The organism is Streptomyces misionensis (assembly GCF_007896895.1).
Taxonomy (GTDB): domain Bacteria; phylum Actinomycetota; class Actinomycetes; order Streptomycetales; family Streptomycetaceae; genus Streptomyces; species Streptomyces misionensis_A.
The window spans coordinates 6,152-23,289 of sequence record NZ_VOGW01000103.1; the positions used below are offsets into that span (position 1 = coordinate 6,152).

16 protein-coding genes are annotated in these 17,138 nt (G+C 71.4%); 3 read left to right on the forward strand and 13 right to left on the reverse strand.

Features of this window, described 5'->3' with window-relative positions; translation table 11 throughout:
• Positions 1-348 (forward strand): glycerate kinase (locus tag FRZ03_RS18125; RefSeq protein WP_146466265.1); only part of this gene is annotated, 348 nt, incomplete at its 5' end.
• Between the two features lie 107 nt (positions 349-455).
• Here the strand turns inward: FRZ03_RS18125 and pssA are convergent.
• From pssA to FRZ03_RS18170, 9 genes are all read right to left on the reverse strand, one after another.
• The gene (pssA, locus tag FRZ03_RS18130; RefSeq protein ID WP_146466266.1) at positions 456-1,274 is read right to left on the reverse strand and encodes a CDP-diacylglycerol--serine O-phosphatidyltransferase; all 819 of its coding nucleotides are present in this window, start codon (positions 1,272-1,274) and stop codon (positions 456-458) included.
• Between the two features lie 22 nt (positions 1,275-1,296).
• On the reverse strand, positions 1,297-1,953 hold the full coding sequence (locus tag FRZ03_RS18135; protein ID WP_071828612.1) for a phosphatidylserine decarboxylase: 657 nt from the start codon (positions 1,951-1,953) through the stop codon (positions 1,297-1,299).
• A 181-nt stretch (positions 1,954-2,134) separates the two neighbouring features.
• Positions 2,135-3,340 (reverse strand): acyl-CoA dehydrogenase family protein, encoded by a 1,206-nt coding sequence (locus FRZ03_RS18140; protein WP_146466209.1) that lies wholly within the window; start codon positions 3,338-3,340, stop codon positions 2,135-2,137.
• A gap of 3 nt (positions 3,341-3,343) precedes the next feature.
• Entirely contained in the window at positions 3,344-3,856 is a 513-nt protein-coding gene (locus FRZ03_RS18145) for a MaoC family dehydratase (RefSeq protein WP_146466210.1), read from the reverse strand.
• Between the two features lie 5 nt (positions 3,857-3,861).
• Positions 3,862-4,827 (reverse strand): HpcH/HpaI aldolase/citrate lyase family protein, encoded by a 966-nt coding sequence (locus FRZ03_RS18150; RefSeq protein ID WP_146466211.1) that lies wholly within the window; start codon positions 4,825-4,827, stop codon positions 3,862-3,864.
• Positions 4,824-6,854, reverse strand: coding sequence for a protein meaA (locus tag FRZ03_RS18155; protein WP_146466212.1), 2,031 nt, complete (start codon positions 6,852-6,854; stop codon positions 4,824-4,826). The genes FRZ03_RS18150 and FRZ03_RS18155 overlap by 4 nt, the downstream gene beginning before the upstream one ends.
• 126 nt (positions 6,855-6,980) lie before the next feature.
• Positions 6,981-8,318, reverse strand: a complete 1,338-nt coding sequence (gene ccrA, locus FRZ03_RS18160) for a crotonyl-CoA carboxylase/reductase (protein ID WP_186785484.1) — start codon at positions 8,316-8,318, stop codon at positions 6,981-6,983.
• Positions 8,319-8,740: 422 nt separating this feature from the next.
• A complete protein-coding gene (locus FRZ03_RS18165; protein ID WP_186785482.1) occupies positions 8,741-9,559 on the reverse strand; it encodes a TetR family transcriptional regulator in 819 nt (272 codons plus the stop codon).
• 145 nt (positions 9,560-9,704) lie between these two features.
• Positions 9,705-11,510 carry a 3-hydroxyacyl-CoA dehydrogenase family protein gene (locus FRZ03_RS18170; protein ID WP_146466215.1) on the reverse strand — a complete coding sequence of 602 codons (1,806 nt, stop codon included), beginning with the start codon at positions 11,508-11,510 and terminating at the stop codon, positions 9,705-9,707.
• 398 nt (positions 11,511-11,908) lie between these two features.
• On the opposite strand from FRZ03_RS18170, the gene FRZ03_RS18175 reads away from it, so the two are divergent.
• Positions 11,909-12,493 (forward strand): adenylosuccinate lyase, encoded by a 585-nt coding sequence (locus FRZ03_RS18175; protein WP_146466216.1) that lies wholly within the window; start codon positions 11,909-11,911, stop codon positions 12,491-12,493.
• A gap of 9 nt (positions 12,494-12,502) precedes the next feature.
• On the opposite strand, the gene FRZ03_RS18180 is transcribed toward FRZ03_RS18175, so the two are convergent.
• From FRZ03_RS18180 to FRZ03_RS18195, 4 genes are all read right to left on the reverse strand, one after another.
• Complete coding sequence (locus tag FRZ03_RS18180) at positions 12,503-12,979, reverse strand: hypothetical protein (RefSeq protein WP_146466217.1); 477 nt, start codon at positions 12,977-12,979, stop codon at positions 12,503-12,505.
• Positions 12,980-13,259: 280 nt separating this feature from the next.
• Entirely contained in the window at positions 13,260-13,664 is a 405-nt protein-coding gene (locus FRZ03_RS18185; protein ID WP_146466218.1) for a RidA family protein, read from the reverse strand.
• Between the two features lie 83 nt (positions 13,665-13,747).
• Positions 13,748-15,301, reverse strand: coding sequence for an alpha/beta hydrolase (locus tag FRZ03_RS18190; protein WP_146466219.1), 1,554 nt, complete (start codon positions 15,299-15,301; stop codon positions 13,748-13,750).
• A gap of 147 nt (positions 15,302-15,448) precedes the next feature.
• Complete coding sequence (locus tag FRZ03_RS18195; protein ID WP_146466220.1) at positions 15,449-16,477, reverse strand: Rv2578c family radical SAM protein; 1,029 nt, start codon at positions 16,475-16,477, stop codon at positions 15,449-15,451.
• A gap of 171 nt (positions 16,478-16,648) precedes the next feature.
• Here FRZ03_RS18195 and FRZ03_RS18200 point away from each other — a divergent pair, with 171 nt between their 5' ends.
• On the forward strand, positions 16,649-17,092 hold the full coding sequence (locus FRZ03_RS18200; protein WP_146466221.1) for an SRPBCC family protein: 444 nt from the start codon (positions 16,649-16,651) through the stop codon (positions 17,090-17,092).
• Positions 17,093-17,138: the final 46 nt, after the last annotated feature.

The window sequence follows — 17,138 nt, forward strand, 5'->3', positions numbered from 1 at the left end:
CTCGGCGCCCGGTTCCGGCCCGGGATCGAGGTCATGCTGGACGTCCTCGGCTTCGCGCCCGCGCTGGAGCGGGCGTCGCTGGTGATCACCGGAGAGGGGTCGCTGGACGAGCAGACGCTGCACGGGAAGGCGCCCGCCGGGGTGGCGGCGGCCGCGCGGGCGGCCGGCAAGGAGGTCGTGGCGGTGTGCGGCCGGCTCGCCCTGTCCGAGCCGCTGCTGCGGGGGGCCGGGATCACCCGCGCCTACCCCCTGACGTCGGTCGAGCCCGACGTCGCCCGGTGCATCGCGCAGGCCGGCCCGATCCTGGAACGCGTCGCGTCCCGCATCGCCGAGGACTTCCTGCGCTGACCGGCTGAGGCTTCACCGCCGGGACCGGGACCGGGACCGGGACCGGGCACGGGAAAGGGCCCCGAACCCAGCCAACCCTGGGTTCGGGGCCCTCGGTCACCAGGCCGTCACGGCAGCTGCGCGGCCCGCGCCTCCCGTCGGTTGTCGCGGAAGTTGTTCACCCGGCGCGCCGTGGCGAACAGCGGGATCACCGCGCCCATGACCAGCTGGAGCGCGCAGCCGGTCTGCAGGAGCAGCTGCCCGGACGGGGCGTCGAAGGCCCAGGCGGCCAGCAGCCCCATCGACAGCACGATCCAGGACAGCATCGCCCCGGCGAGCCGTCCCCGCGGCTTCGGGTACTCCACCCGGCTCACCATCAGCCACGCGGTGCCCACGATCGCCAGCAGGGTCGCCACGAACGGCAGCTCCAGCAGCACGATCGAGACCACCGTGAGCGCGCCGAACGGGGAGGGCATGCCCTGGAACATGCCGTCCTTCAGCGTCACGCACGAGAAGCGCGCGAGCCGCAGCACCACGGCCAGCAGCACCACGATCGCTCCGAGCGCCGCCACCCGCTGGTGCGCGTCGTCGGCGACCATGCCGTAGACGAGCACGAAGTACGCGGGCGCCAGCCCGAAGCTGATCAGGTCGGAGAGGTTGTCCAGCTCCGCGCCCATGGGGGAGGAGCGCAGCTTGCGCGCCACCAGCCCGTCGAAGAGGTCGAACACCGCCGCGCAGAGCATCAGGATGACCGCCGTGGCCGCGCTGTGGCGGGCCATGCCGGACTCCTGGCCTCCGGTGAGGTGCGGGATGAGGATGCCGGTGGTGGTGAAGTACACCGCCATGAACCCGCACGTGGCGTTGCCGAGCGTGAGGGTGTCCGCTATCGACAGGCGGAGCGAGAGCGGCATCTCCTCCTCTTCGTCCACCTCGTCGGCCTCGGGCACCCAGTTCGCCTGGGTCTCCGGATCAATCACGGTCAATGCGAGTCACCCCAGCCACGGTCTTCTGTCCGACCTCGACCGCGACCTCCACACCCTCGGGCAGGTAGAGGTCGACACGCGAGCCGAAGCGGATCAGACCGATTCGGTCGCCCTGCTCGACCTTCGTGCCCTCGGGGATGTAGGGCACGATGCGGCGGGCCACCGCGCCGGCGATCTGGATCATCTCGATGTCGCCGAGTTCGGTGTCGAAATGCCAGACTACGCGCTCGTTGTTCTCGCTCTCCTTGTTGAACGCCGGAACGAAGCCACCGGGGATGTGTTCGACCGACGTCACCGTGCCCGCGAGCGGGGCGCGATTGACATGAACATTGAGCGGGCTCATGAAGATGGCGACGCGGGTGCGGCCGTCCTTCCACGGCATGATGCTCTGCACCACGCCGTCGGCGGGCGAGATGACCCGGCCCTGGGCGATCTCGCGCTCGGGGTCGCGGAAGAACCACAGCATGCCCGCCGCGAGCGCGGTGGCGGGCACGGCGACGGCCCGGGCGGCGCCGGAGCGGCGGGCGCGGGCCAGGCTGAGGGCTGCGGTGGCGACGGTCGGAAGAAGCCACGGCGATGCTCCACGCGCGAGGCGTACGCCGGCCCGGCTGTCGCGAGATGCAGAGGTTTGGCTGTGGGGCATGGATGACCTTCGTAGCGGATGATGCCGCGCAAGACGGGGGACGGCGGCTTTTCCGGGGATCGTACCGGTCGCGGGCCACAACTGGGCAAGCCAGGAAGCCGAGTCGGCGGCCGAAGAGCGGCTGAACAACATCTACGGGGTGTGATCTTCCCCTCGAAGAAAACACCCCGTACCCGGACAATCAGCCCTGGAATCGATACTCTTCGAGCAGTCTGCGGCCGATGATCATTTTCTGGATCTCGGCGGTACCTTCACCGATGAGCAGCATCGGCGCCTCCCGGTACAGGCGCTCGATCTCGTACTCCTTGGAGAAGCCGTAGCCGCCGTGGATCCGGAAGGCGTCCTCCACGACCTCCTTGCAGTACTCGGAGGCGAGGTACTTCGCCATCCCGGCCTCCAGGTCGTTTCGCTGCCCGGAGTCCTTTTTGCGTGCCGCGTTGACCATCATCGCATGGGCGGCCTCGACCTTGGTCGCCATCTCCGCCAGCTTGAACTGGATGGCCTGGTGCTGGGCGATCGGCTTGCCGAAGGTGTGCCGCTGCTGGGCGTAGCTCACGCCCAGCTCGAAGGCGCGCTGGGCGACGCCGCAGCCACGGGCCGCGACATTGACCCGGCCGACCTCCACGCCGTCCATCATTTGGTAAAAACCTCGGCCGGTGACGCCGCCGAGCACCCGATCGGCCGGTACCCGCAGCCCGTCCATGATCAGCTCGGTGGTGTCGACGCCCTTGTAGCCCATCTTCTCGATCTTGCCGGGGATGGTCAGGCCCGGGCGGACCTCGCCGAAGCCCGGCTCCTTCTCCACCAGGAAGGTCGTCATGGACTTGTGCGGGGCCGTGCCCTCCGGGTGGCCCTCGTCGCTGCGCACCAGAACGGCCACGAGGGACGACGTGCCGCCGTTGGTGAGCCACATCTTCTGGCCGGTCAGGACGTACTCGTCGCCGTCCCTGACCGCCTTGGAGCTGATCGCCGACACGTCGGAGCCCAGCGCCGGCTCCGACATCGAGAAGGCGCCCCGGATGTCACCGGCGGCCATCCGCGGCAGGAAGTGGTCCTTCTGCTCCTGCGTGCCGTGCTGCTTGAGCATGTACGCGACGATGAAGTGGGTGTTGATGATGCCGGACACCGACATCCAGCCCCGGGCGATCTCCTCCACGCACAGCGCGTAGGTGAGCAGCGACTCGCCCAGGCCCCCGTACTCCTCGGGGATCATCAGGCCGAACAGGCCCAGCTCCTTGAGGCCGTCCACGATCTGCTGCGGGTACTCGTCGCGGTGCTCCAGCTCCGTGGCGACCGGGATGATCTCCTTGTCGACAAAGTCACGGACCGTGGAGACGATCTCCTGCTGGACGTCGGTCAGACCGGCGGTCTGGGCGAGACGGGCCATGTCCTACTTCTCCTGCTGCTTGAGTTCCGGGCGGCCCGGCTGCTCGCCGCCGCGCTCCTTGATGTACGTCTCGGTCGGCACCATCACCTTGCGGCGGAAGACGCACACGAGGGTGCCGTCCTGCTTGTAGCCCTTGGTCTCGACGTGGACGATGCCGCGGTCGTCCTTCGACTTCGACGGCCACTTGTCCAGCACGGTCGTCTCGCCGTAGATCGTGTCGCCGTGGAAGGTCGGCGCCACGTGCCGAAGCGACTCGATCTCCAGGTTGGCGATCGCCTTGCCGGAGACGTCCGGCACGGACATGCCGAGCAGCAGCGAGTAGACGTAGTTGCCGACGACGACGTTCCTGCCGAAGTCCGTCGTCCGCTCCGCGTAGTTCGTGTCCATGTGGAGCGGGTGGTGGTTCATGGTGAGGAGGCAGAACAGGTGGTCGTCGTACTCCGTGACCGTCTTGCCCGGCCAGTGCTTGTACGTCGCCCCGACCTCGAACTCCTCGTAGGTGCGTCCGAACTGCATCGCGCTCAGCCCTCCGGGATCTCGAACTTGCTGGTGCGCTGCATGCCGGCGGCGCGTCCCTTGCCGGAGACGACCAGGGCCATCTTGCGGCTGGCCTCGTCGATCATCTCGTCGCCGAGCATCGCGGAGCCCTTCTTGCCGCCCGCCTCGGACGTGTAGTAGTCGTACGCGTCCAGGATCAGCTCGGCGTGGTCGTAGTCCTCCTGGGAGGGCGAGAACACCTCGTTGGCGGCGTCGACCTGGCCCGGGTGCAGCACCCACTTGCCGTCGAAGCCGAGGGCGGCGGCACGGCCGGCGACCTCGCGGAAGCCGTCGACGTTGCGGATCTGGAGGTAGGGGCCGTCGATCGCCTGGAGGTCGTTGGCGCGGGCGGCCATCAGGATCTTCATCAGGATGTAGTGGTAGGCGTCCGCCGGGTAGCCGGGCGGCTGCTCGCCCACGACGAGGGACTTCATGTTGATGGAGGCCATGAAGTCGGCGGGGCCGAAGATGATGGTCTCGATGCGCGGGGAGGCCTGCGCGATCGCGTTGACGTTGTTCAGGCCCTGCGCGTTCTCGATCTGCGCCTCGATGCCGATCCGGCCGACCTCGAAGCCCATCGTCTTCTCGATCTGGGTCAGCAGCAGGTCCAGCGCCACGATCTGCTCGGCGTTCTGCACCTTCGGCAGCATGATGCAGTCGAGGTTCGGCCCGGCGCCCTCGACCACCGTGACGACGTCGCGGTACGTCCACTCGGTCGTCCAGTCGTTGACGCGCACCACCCGTGTCTTGCCCGTCCAGTCGCCCTCGTTGAGGAACTTGACGATGGTGTGCCGCGCCTCGGGCTTGGCGAGCGGGGCGCACGCGTCCTCCAGGTCCAGGAAGACCTGGTCCGCCGGCAGGCCCTGCGCCTTCTCCAGGAAGCGGGGGTTCGAGCCGGGCACGGCCAGACACGAACGCCGCGGGCGAAGGCGGTTCACAGGGGTGGTCATGCGGGGACCTCCAGGGGGTCGAGCTTGTTCGCGGTGCGGATCTCGTCGACGATGCGACCGATGATCCCGGTGATGTCGAAGTCCTTCGGGGTGAAGACGGCGGCCACTCCGGCTTCCCTCAGCTGCTCGGCGTCACCGTTCGGGATGATGCCACCTGCGATCACCGGTATATCTGTGGCACCGGCCACACGCAGGCGCCGGAGCACGTCCGGGACCAGCTGGGCGTGCGAGCCGGACAGGATCGACAGGCCGACCGCGTGCACGTCCTCCGCGAGGGCCGCGTCCACGATCTGCTCGGGGGTGAGCCGGATGCCCTGGTACACCACCTCGAAGCCGGCGTCGCGGGCGCGTACGGCGATCTGCTCGGCACCGTTGGAGTGCCCGTCCAGGCCCGGCTTGCCGACCAGGAAGCGCAGCTTGCCGACGCCCAGGTCGCGGGCGGTGGCGTCCACCTTGGCGCGGACCTCGGCGAGCGCCGAGCCGGCCTCCGCGGGCACGGCCACCGGTGCGGAGGAGACCCCGGTGGGCGCCCGGTACTCGCCGAACACCTCGCGCAGCGCCCCCGCCCACTCGCCGGTGGTCACCCCGGCGCGGGCGCACTCCAGGGTGGCCTCCATCAGGTTCTCGGTGCCCCGGGCCGCCTCCTTCAGCCGCTCCAGCGCCTTGCAGGGGCGCGGGTGGTTGAACGGCGGCTGGTAGCGGGTGTCGCGCCAGTGCCGCAGCGAGGCGACGACGCCGGCCTCGACCGCCGGGTCCACCGTCTGGATCGCGGTGTCCAGATCGGCCGTGAGCGGGTTGGGTTCGGTGCCCTCGAAGGCGTTGACGCCGACGATCTTCTCCTGGCCGGACTCGATCCGGGCCCGCCGCTCGGCGTGCGAGGCGACCAGCTGCGACTTCAGATAGCCGGACTCGACGGCGGCCATCGCGCCGCCCATCTCCTCGATCCGGTCCATCTCCGCGAGGGCGTCGGCGACCAGCTGCTCCACCTTGGCCTCGATCACCTTCGAGCCCTCGAAGATGTCCTCGTACTCCAGCAGGTCGCTCTCGTAGGCGAGCACCTGCTGGATGCGCAGCGACCACTGCTGGTCCCAGGGGCGGGGCAGGCCCAGCGCCTCGTTCCAGGCCGGGAGCTGGACGGCCCGCGCGCGGGCGTCCTTGGACAGCGTCACCGCCAGCATCTCCAGCACGATCCGCTGGATGTTGTTCTCCGGCTGCGCCTCGGTCAGCCCCAGGGAGTTGACCTGGACGCCGTAGCGGAACCGGCGCTGCTTCGGGTTCTCGATGCCGTAGCGCTCGCGGGTGACCTTGTCCCAGATGCGGCCGAACGCCCGCATCTTGCACATCTCCTCGACGAAGCGCACGCCCGCGTTGACGAAGAAGGAGATCCGGGCGACCACGTCGCCCATGCGCTCCCGCGGCACCTGGCCGCCGTCGCGCACGGCGTCCAGCACGGCGATCGCGGTGGACATCGCGTACGCGATCTCCTGCACCGGCGTGGCCCCGGCCTCCTGCAGGTGGTAGCTGCAGATGTTGATCGGGTTCCACTTCGGGATGTGGGAGACCGTGTACGCGATCATGTCCGTCGTCAGGCGGAGCGAGGGTCCCGGCGGGAAGACGTGCGTGCCGCGGGACAGGTACTCCTTGACGATGTCGTTCTGGGTCGTGCCCTGGAGCTTGGTGACGTCCGCGCCCTGCTCCTCGGCGACGACCTGGTAGAGCGCCAGCAGCCACATGGCGGTGGCGTTGATCGTCATCGAGGTGTTCATCTGCTCCAGGGGGATGTCCTGGAACAGCCGGCGCATGTCACCGAGGTGCGCGACCGGCACGCCGACCCGGCCCACCTCGCCGCGGGCGAGGATGTGGTCGGGGTCGTAACCGGTCTGCGTCGGCAGGTCGAACGCCACCGACAGACCGGTCTGGCCCTTGGCGAGGTTGCGCCGGTACAGCTCGTTGGACGCCTCGGCCGTGGAGTGGCCGGCGTACGTCCGCATGAGCCACGGACGGTCCTTCTTCTGCGCCTGTGACACGGGGTGCTCTCCGTCGGTGTCGACGTTCCTCGGCCCGCGGTCGCTACGCTCCCTCGTCCTCGTCTCGTTCGACACCGACGCACCCTGTGTCCCGGACGCGGCCTGACGCTCTGTCATCTGCGGCTCTCAGCTGTTCCGGAAGCGGTTGATGGCGTCGATGTGCCGCGCGCGCATCGCCTCGTCGCGCACGCCGAGGCCTTCCTCGGGGGCGAGGCAGAGCACGCCGACCTTGCCCTGGTGAAGATTGCGGTGGACGTCGTAGGCGGCCTGGCCGGTCTCCTCCAGGGAGTACACCTTGGACAGGGTCGGGTGGATCTTGCCCTTGGCGATCAGCCGGTTGGCCTCCCAGGCCTCGCGGTAGTTGGCGAAGTGCGAGCCGATGATCCGCTTCAGGGACATCCACAGGTAGCGGTTGTCGTACTCGTGCTGGTAGCCCGAGGTGGAGGCGCAGGTGACGATGGTGCCGCCCTTGCGGGTGACGTACACCGAGGCGCCGAAGGTCTCGCGGCCGGGGTGCTCGAAGACGATGTCCACGTCCTCGCCGCCGGTGAGTTCGCGGATGCGCTTGCCGAAGCGCTTCCACTCCTTGGGGTCCTGGGTGTGCTCGTCCTTCCAGAACCGGTAGTCCTCGGCGCTGCGGTCGATGATCAGCTCGGCGCCCATCTTCCGGCAGATCTCGGCCTTCTGCTCGCTGGAGACCACGCAGATCGGGGTGGCGCCGCCGGCCAGCGCGAACTGGGTCGCGTACGAGCCGAGGCCGCCGCTCGCGCCCCAGATGAGCACGTTGTCGCCCTGCTTCATCTGGGCGCCGTTGCGGGAGACCAGCTGCCGGTAGGCGGTGGAGTTCACCAGGCCCGGGGCCGCCGCCTCCTCCCACGACAGGTGCGCGGGCTTGGGCATCAGCTGGTTGGACTTGACGAGCGCGATCTCGGCGAGGCCGCCGAAGTTGGTCTCGAAGCCCCAGATCCGCTGCTCGGGGTCGAGCATCGTGTCATTGTGGCCGTCGGAGGACTCCAGCTCCACCGAGAGGCAGTGGGCGACGACCTCGTCACCGGGCTTCCAGGCGTTGACGCCGGGGCCGGTGCGCAGGACGACGCCCGCGAGGTCGGAGCCGATGATGTGGTACGGCAGGTCGTGGCGCTTGGCCAGCTCGTTGGTGCGGCCGTAGCGCTCCAGGAACCCGAACGTGGACAGCGGCTCGAAGATCGAGGTCCACACCGAGTTGTAGTTCACCGAGGAGGCCATGACGGCCACCAGGGCCTCGCCCGGCCCGAGTTCGGGCACGGGAACGTCGTCCAGGTGGATCGACTTGCGCGGGTCCTTGTCGCGGGTCTCCAGGCCCGCGAACATCTCCGTCTCGTCCTTGTGGACGGTGATCGCCCGGTACGACTCGGGGAGCGGCAGGGCGGCGAAGTCCGCGGACGTCGCGTCCTTCGACTGGATCGCGTCCAGGATGTCCTTCACGGTCACGGTGTTGCCTCCGGCGGTGAGCGCCCTGAGGGAGGGGCGCTTGAGGGATCGTCGGTGCTGTGCTGCTGAGGGTTTTCTCGGGATGCCGTCGGTTCGGCGGGTGGTGCTTCGGCAGCGCTTTGTGGCGCGGGAGGTTGCCTGTGACGCAGGCGTCCGGGCGCGCGGGCCGAGGGCCCGCTGGGACAGCCCAAGAGCGATCGGTCGCCGCTCTCCGGCCGCCCGGACACCTTCAACGTATGACACCGCGTGTCAGGTGACAAGGCACTGAGTGCCAGAACTTCCTCTCAGATGAAATCTTTACGTAACAAATGAGCGATGATCGATCGAACGGCCTCGGAAATCCGCCGGAAAACGGGCTCTGACATGCCAAAACGGCCACCCCGAAGGGTGGCCGTCCTCACAGCGGGGGAGCGGGCTCAGCGCTCCTTCAGTGCCTCCTCGATGGTGCGCATGACCTCGTCCAGCGGGGCGTCGGTGCGGGCGACGGTGACGAGCACCTCGCCGTGCGCCGAGACGGCCGCCGGGGCGCTCGCGGCCGGCCGGGCGGTCGTGCCGCGCCCCGCGCCGATGCCGGTGCCGAAGGTCCGGCGGACGATCGCGAAGGCGTGGTCCAGCTGCGCCTCCACATCGCCCTGGCCGTCCGCCCGCAGCCAGCGCCGCAGCACATGGTTGTGCGCGGTGACCACCGCGGAGGCGGCGACCTCGGCCAGCAGCGGGTCGTCGTTGGCGTCGTCGGCGTGCGCGCGCTCGTCGAAGTGGCCGAGCAGATAACGGGTGAACAGGCGCTCGTAGCGGGCCACGGAGGCGATCTCGGCCTCGCGCAGGGTGGGCACCTCGCGCGTGAGCCGGTAGCGGGCCACCGAGATCTCCGGTTGCGCCGCGTACATCCTCATGACTTCCTTGATGCCGCGGCACACCGTGTCGAGCGGGTGCTCGTGCGCCGGGGCGGCGTTGAGCACCGCCTCGGCGCGGACCAGGGTGTCGTCGTGGTCCGGGAAGATCGCCTCCTCCTTGGAGCGGAAGTGGCGGAAGAAGGTACGGCGGGCGACGCCGGCCGCGGCCGCGATCTCGTCGACGGTGGTGGCCTCGTACCCCTTGGTCGCGAACAGCTCCATCGCTGCGGCCGCCAGCTCCCGGCGCATCTTGAGCCGCTGGGCGGCGGCGCGGCTGCCTGCGGCACTCTCCGGCGCGTCGGGCGTAGCTGGTGTACGTGAGGACTTGGCGGGCTGGGACATGACCCGAACGTACTGCATGGACCCGGCCCGGTGCGCCGCGGTCCCGTATCCCCCCTGCGGCCCCGGCGGACCGGGCGGGCACCCCGCGTGGGGATCGAGCAGCCCGCCCCAGTCCGTCGGCGCGCGGGAGCCGTCGCCGGCGCCGTCAGCGGCGGGCATACTCGCGGAAGCCGCGGCCCGTCTTGCGGCCCAGGCAGCCCGCGGCCACCAGGTGCTCCAGGAGCGGGGCGGGGGCGAGCCCGGGGTCGCGGAACTCGCGGTGCAGCACCTTCTCGATGGCCAGCGAGACGTCCAGGCCGACCACGTCGAGCAGTTCGAAGGGACCCATCGGGTAGCCGCCGCCCAGCCGCATGGCCGCGTCGATGTCGTCCAGCGACGCGTAGTGCTCCTGCACCATCTTGATCGCGTTGTTGAGGTAGGGGAACAGCAGCGCGTTGACGATGAACCCGGCCCGGTCGCCGCAGTCCACCGGGTGCTTGCGGATCTTCGCACAGACCTCGCGGACGGTGGCGTGCACGTCGTCGGCGGTCAGCACCGTCCGCACCACCTCGACCAGCTTCATGGCCGGGGCCGGGTTGAAGAAGTGCATGCCGATCACGTCCTGCGGGCGCGAGGTGGCGCGGGCACAGGCGACGACGGGCAGCGAGGAGGTCGTGGTGGCGAGCACCGCGCCGGGCTTGCAGACCTTGTCCAGCGTCTGGAACAGCTGCCGCTTGGCCTCCAGGTCCTCGGCGATGGCCTCGACGGCCAGGTCGACGTCCGCGAAGGCGTCGTAGGAACCGGCCGGGGTGATCCGGTCCAGGGTCTCGGCGGCGGCCTCGGCGGTCAGCCGGCCCTTGTCCACCGACCGGGCCAGCGACGTGCCGATCCGGGCCTTGGCCGCCTGGGCCTTCTCCTCGCTGCGGGCGGCCAGGACGACGCCGTGGCCCGCCTTGGCGAACACCTCGGCGATGCCGGAGGCCATGGTGCCGGAGCCGGCGACGCCGACCGTGCGGACCTCGCGGCCCGGGGTGCGGTCCCCGCCGGCCGCCGGGGTCAGCGCGTCCGGCACCACGGTGGCGCTGCCCGGCGCCTCGTAGGTGTAGAAGCCGCGCCCCGACTTGCGGCCGGTCAGGCCCGCCTCGCTGAGCTGCTTGAGGATCGGCGCCGGGGCGTGCAGCCGGTCGTGGGACTCGGCGTACATGGCCTCCAGGACCGTCCGCGCGGTGTCCACGCCGATCAGGTCGAGCAGCGCGAGCGGGCCCATCGGCAGGCCGCAGCCCAGCCGCATCGCCGCGTCGATGTCCTCCCGGGAGGCGTAGCGGGCCTCGTACATCGCGGCCGCCTGGTTGAGGTAGCCGAACAGCAGGCCGTCCGCGACGAAGCCGGGCCGGTCGCCGACCGCGACCGGCTCCTTGCCCAGTTCGAGGGCGAGGTCCGTGACGGCGGCGACGACCTGCGGCGCGGTCAGCACCGAGGAGACGATCTCCACCAGCTTCATCGCGGGGGCCGGGTTGAAGAAGTGCAGCCCGAGCACGCGCTCGGGACGCGCCGAGTCGGCGGCCAGCCGGGTCACCGACAGCGCGTTGGTGCCGGTGGCGAGGATGGTCTCCGGGCGGACGACGGCGTCCAGTTCGCGGAAGATCTGGTGCTTGATCTCGTACGACTCCGGGGCCACCTCGATCACCAGGTCGACGTCGGCCGCGGCGGTCAGATCGGTGGTGAAGCGCACCCGGGCCAGCGCGTCGGCGCGCTCGGCCGCGGTGATCCGGCCGCGCTCCACCGCGCGGGCGGTGGAGGCCTCCAGGGCGGCCAGCGCCCGCGCGGCCTGGGCCTCGCCGACGTCGATGCCGACCACCTCGCGGCCGGCCTTCACCAGGACCTCGGTGATGCCGGTGCCCATGGTGCCGAGGCCGACGACGGCGACCTTCGCGAGCGCGGACGGAGGGGTGTGGGACAGGGGAGTGGCCATCGCGGGACTCCAGGAATGAGGGTGACGACGAGGAACGCGCCGGGTGCGCCGGGAGGCGCACCACGGTGCGGAAAGGAGTGCGGGTGTTGCCGGGCCGTCGAGCGCACACGCCCGGTGCCGTACCGGCGGACGTTCGAGACGCCCGGCGGCGGCGGTGTTTCCGACCGGCTCTGTCCCGAAGCCGGGTCGTACTGGCGGTACTTGGCGCACGGAGCGCACACGGGTACCGAACCGACCGATGCCCGCGACGGCCGCGTCACCAGACCGTCGCCAGCGGGGTGCGAGAAGGTTGCTCGCTCGTATGAGCTTAACCGGTGGGTAACGAGCGCGCCAGCCCCTGCGGGGGACTTTGTGCCGGGTGCCTCCCGCGGCACCCGCGAGGCGCCTACGCTGATGGCGTGGACGAAGAGTTGCGATCGCTCACGGAACGCTTACGGCAGGAGTCGGGCGGCACGGCCGCCTTCGACCGACTGCTCGCCACCGGGGACCCGGACGAACTGGCGGAGGTCCTGACCGCGCCCGGACAGCCGCTGTGGGCGCGGGAGTTGGCCGCGTTCCGGCTCGGCCGGGGCGGCGACCGGCGCGCCTTCGAGTCGCTGGTGCTCCTCCTCAACCACCGCGACCCCCCGCGCTGCGCCGCCGCCGCGCACGCGCTCGCCCGGCTCGGCGACCCGCGCACGGCCCGCGCGGCCGCCGCCCTCGCCACCAACGAACTCCGCGTCGCCTACGCCCTGCACCCGGTACGGCTGCTCGTCGCCCTGCGCGCCCCCGAGTCCGTGCCCGCCCTGATCACCACCCTGGAGCGGCGGCTGCGCCCGCACGACCCCTACCGGCGGGTCGCCCTCGCCTGCGTGGAGGGCCTCGGCGCCCTCGGCGACGGGCGCGCCCGGCGCGTGCTGACCGAGGCCCTGGCCCACCCCGCCCTCGCCGAGGCGGCGGTGCACGCACTGGCCCGGCTCCCGCAGGAGGAGCCGGCCGGCTGACCGGCACGGTCAGGGCCAGTACGCGGTGCACAGCCGGCGCCCCGCGTGCCGGCCGCAGGCCTGTGCCTCCAGGTGCCAGCCCCTGCCGTGCACGTACTTGACGGCGCGGGTGTTCTGCTTGCCCCCCGAGTGCACGGTCCCCGAGCAGACGCCGAAGTCCGCCCAGGACCCGTGGTCGACGTCCCACTCCAGGGAGACGGTGTCCCCCTTGCGCGCCCCGGAGATCACTGCCCACGCGTAGTACGGCGCCCCCGCCCTCGCGTTGCCGAAGCGCACCTGGATCGTGGCGCCGCCGATGCGCACCGCGGGCCCCGTGTGCCGGCGCCCGCTCGGGATGTGGGTGTTGGGGTCGACGCTGGTCCCGCACGAGGCCGCGGCCGGCGCCGGCCGCGCTTCCTGGGCGGCCGTCGCGGTCGCGACCGACGCGGCGGCCAGCACCGCCACGCCGGCCATCGCGGCCATGACGTTCCCGTAGTTGTTGGTCATGCCTGTGCCCCTCTTGCCGTCGACTGCGCGGTGTCACCGATCGCTGACACACGGTCGCCGCAGTCGCCCGAGCCGAGGCTGACAGTCGCCCGGGGGAGCGGGCAAGGGGCAGCGGAGGCGCGTGGGAGCGCGGGCCCCGCGCGCCCGGCGCACCGGACCGCTCGGACGTCCCTCGTCCGGCGTACGCCACGGCACCGGCCGCGTGGCCGGTGCCGGTGTCCCCCGCCGGGGTGACGGTCGCGATCCGGTACGGATCAGGAGCGGGCTCCCGGCGGCCGCGTCACGCGCCGGCGGGCTCCGGCACCACCGCCAGGGCCTCGATCTCCATCAGGAACTCCGGGGCCACCAGCCCGGCCACCCGCACGGCCGAGGCGGCGGGCAGGCGGTCGTCGGGTATGTGCGCGGCGCGGGCCGCACGGATCTGCGGCATGTGGGCCATGTCCGTGACGAAGTACGTCAGTTTCACCACGTGCTCGAACCCGGCCCCCACCGCCGCCAGGCAGCGCCGGAGGTTCTCGAACACCTGGCGGGCCTGGGCCCCGGGGTCGCCGGGGCCCACCAGGGCGCCGTCCTCGTCCAGGGCCAACTGGCCGGAGACGGCGACGAGTCGGCCGGTCGCCGAGACGACGTGGCTGTACTGCGCGGCGGGCGCCACGCCGGCGGGGGCGGTGATCCGTTCGGTCATGCGCCCATGATGGACCACACCACCGACAACGCCCCCGGAGCCCACCATGACCAACGGCGACAGCCAGCGACGGACGGCGACGGTCAGCGGCGGAAGCCCAGCAGACTGTGCAGGATCGAGCCGCGCGAGGAGGTCGAGGCCGCCTTCGCGGCCGGCGGCTTCGGGTCCGGGGACTTGGCGCACACCGCGTCGACCGTGCCGCTGCCGCGCGGCACCGTGCCGTCGGTCAAATACGCCGACAGATACCGGTCCAGGCAGGCGTTGCCGCTCAGCGTGACGCCGTGGTTGCCGCCGCCCTGCTCGACCACCAGGCTGGAGCCGGCCAGCAGCCGGTGGGCCGCGACGCCCCCGGCGTACGGGGTGGCCGCGTCGTCCGTCGCCTGGAACAGCAGCGAGGACGGCAGCCGGGTGTTGGCGACGTCCGGCCGCCCCGTCCGCCCGGTCGGCCAGAACGCGCACGGCGCGTTGTACCAGGCGTTGTTCCACGCCATGAAGGGCGACTTCGCGTACACCGCCCAGGCGTCCCGGCGCCAGCGCGCCCAGTCGTGCGGCCAGGCGGTGTCCCCGCACTGCACGGCCGTGTAGACGCTGTAGCCGTTGTCGCCCGAGCCGTCCACACCGGCGAAGTCGCCGTACGCCTCCACCAGCGGCCCGGTGTCCTTGTCGTGCGCATAGGCCGCGAACGCCTCGGCGAGGTAGGGCCAGTAGCCGTCGTAGTAGCCGCCCGGGATGAAGGTGTCCTCCAGCTCGGCGGCGCCCACCCGGCCGCCGGCCGGCTGCTTCGCCAGGGCCGCCCGCATCGCGTACCACCGCGCCTCGACCTTCGCCGGGTCCTTGCCGAGCCGGTATGTCGCGTCGTACTTGGCGATCCAGGCCATCAGCGCCCGGTGCCGGTCGTCGAAGGCGTGCTCCTGGCCGATGTTGTCGTCGTACCAGACGCCGGTCGGGTCCACGATCGAGTCCAGCACCAGCCTGTGGATGCGCTCGGGGTGCAGCTTGGCGTAGACCGCGCCGAGGTAGGTGCCGTACGAGTAGCCCAAGTAGCTGAGGCGCGGCGCGCCGAGGGCCGCGCGGATGGTGTCCATGTCCTGCGCGGCGCTGACGGTGTCCATGTACGGCAGCACATCGGCGTACCGCCGGGAGCAGTCGGCGGCGAAGGACCGGGCGCGCGCCAGGTTCGCCCGCTCCAGCGCGGGCGTGGCGGGCACGCTGTCGGGGCGCACCGGATCGAAGTGGCCGGGCGCGCAGTCCAGGGCCGGGGTGCTGTGACCGACCCCGCGCGGGTCGAAGCCGACGACGTCGTACTGCGCCGCCACGTCCTTGGGCAGCGCGGAGGCCACGAACCCGGCGAGCGTGAGCCCGCTTCCGCCGGGGCCGCCGGGGTTGACCAGCAGCGGACCCTGGGAGGTCCGGGCGGTGTGCGGCACGCGGGACAGGGCGAGGGTGATCTGCCGGCCGTCCGGGTCCGCGTGGTCCAGCGGCACCCGGAGCGAGGCGCACTGGAGCGTCGGGTAGTCGCCGGTGCCGCAGTTCTTCCAGGCCGGCCGCGCGGGCGCGGCGGCCCGCGCGGGCACGCCGGTGACGGAGCCCGCCAGCACGGCGGCGGCCGCGCACAGCACGGCTGCGCGTCTTCTCATGGGTCCTCCCGGGACGGAGAGGTCGGGCGAACCGCGGGGCTCACGGTTCTGGCCGCATCGTCCCGAAGCGGGGACCTTGGAGAACGTCTCGCGCCGATAGTTGACCCTATTGCCCGCGCGAAGCCCTCGAACGCTCCCGCGGGGCGCTCACATCAGGGTCAGCTGGGTCGGCTCGGGCAGCGGCGCGGGTCCGGCCGGGCCGATCCGGCGGGCCGCGCCCGCGCGGGTGGGCCCGATGCCGTACTCCCGCGCCAGCTCGTGCACCTGACGGGTGATCCGGCGCTGGTACCAGGTGGGCGCGTAGGACCCGCCCGCGTACATCCGCTCGTAGCGGCGCACCAGGTGCGGGTGGTGCTCGCCCAGCCATGCCATGAACCACTCGCGCGCGCCTGGGCGCAGATGCAGCACCAGCGGGGTCACCGAGGTGGCCCCGGCCTGCGCGATCGCCTTCACCGTCGCCCGCAGCTGCTCCGGGTGGTCGCCGAGGAACGGGATCACCGGGGCCATCAGCACCCCGCAGCCGATGCCGTGCTCGCCGAGCGTGCGCACGACGTCCAGCCGCCGCTCGGGCGCGGGCGTGCCCGGCTCCACCGTGCGCCACAGGGCGGGGTCCAGGAAGCCGACCGAGACCGAGATGCCCACGTCCGTCACCCGCGCCGCCCGCACCAGCAGGTCGAGGTCGCGCAGGATGAGCGTGCCCTTGGTCAGGATCGAGAACGGGTTCGCGTGCTCGGTGAGGGCCGAGATGATGCCCGGCATCAGGCGGTAGCGGCCCTCGGCGCGCTGGTAGCAGTCGACGTTCGTGCCCATCGCCACGTGGTCGCCCTGCCAGCGTCCGGAGCCCAGCTGGCGGCGCAGCACCTCCGGGGCGTTCACCTTGACCACGATCTGGGTGTCGAAACCGATGCCGGTGTCCAGGTCCAGATAGCCGTGCGTCTTGCGGGCGAAGCAGTAGACGCACGCGTGGGAGCAGCCCCGGTAGGGGTTCACCGTCCATTCGAACGGCATCCGCGAGGCGCCGGGCACCCGGTTGAGCACCGAGCGCGCCCGGACCTCGTGGAAGGTGATCCCGCGGAACTCGGGCGTGTCGAACGTACGGGTCGTGACGGCGTCCGCGCCGAACAGCGCGGTGTCGGCCGCCCGGCCGTGCTCGACGTTGAGGTTGTCCCAGCGCATGACGCCTCCTCGGTGGCACTCGCCCACAGAATAGAACATCTGTTCCCATGATCGTGCGGGCCCGGGGACGAGCGGGTCGTGGCCCCCGATCGCGGCCCCCGATTTGGGGGGCCGGGCGCCGGAGTGGTTGGCTTTTCCCAACCCCGAGCAATCAGGTCCTGGAGGAACGCAATGGCGCAGGTCGAGGCCACTACGGAGCGGGTCGTCGCGGCGGACGCGGAGAAGGTGCTCGACGCCCTCGCCGACTACCGCGGCACGCGGCGCACGCTGCTGCCCGAGCAGTTCAGCGAGTACGAGGTGCGCGAGGGCGGCGACGGCGAGGGCACCCTCGTCCACTGGAAGCTCCAGGCCACCAGCAAGCGGGTCCGCGACTGCCTGCTGGAGGTCACCGAGCCCACCGACGGCGAGCTGGTCGAGAAGGACCGCAACTCCTCCATGGTCACCACCTGGCGCGTCACCCCGGCCGGTGAGGGCAGGGCCCGCGTCGTCGTCACCACCACCTGGAAGGGCGCCGGCGGCATCGGCGGCTTCTTCGAGCGGACCTTCGCCCCCAAGGGGCTCGCCCGCATCTACGACGCCGTGCTCGCCCGGCTCGCCACCGAGGTCGAGAAGTAGTCCCAACCCCCGCTCCGCGAAGGGGAGTTGTTCCTCTTCGCGGAGC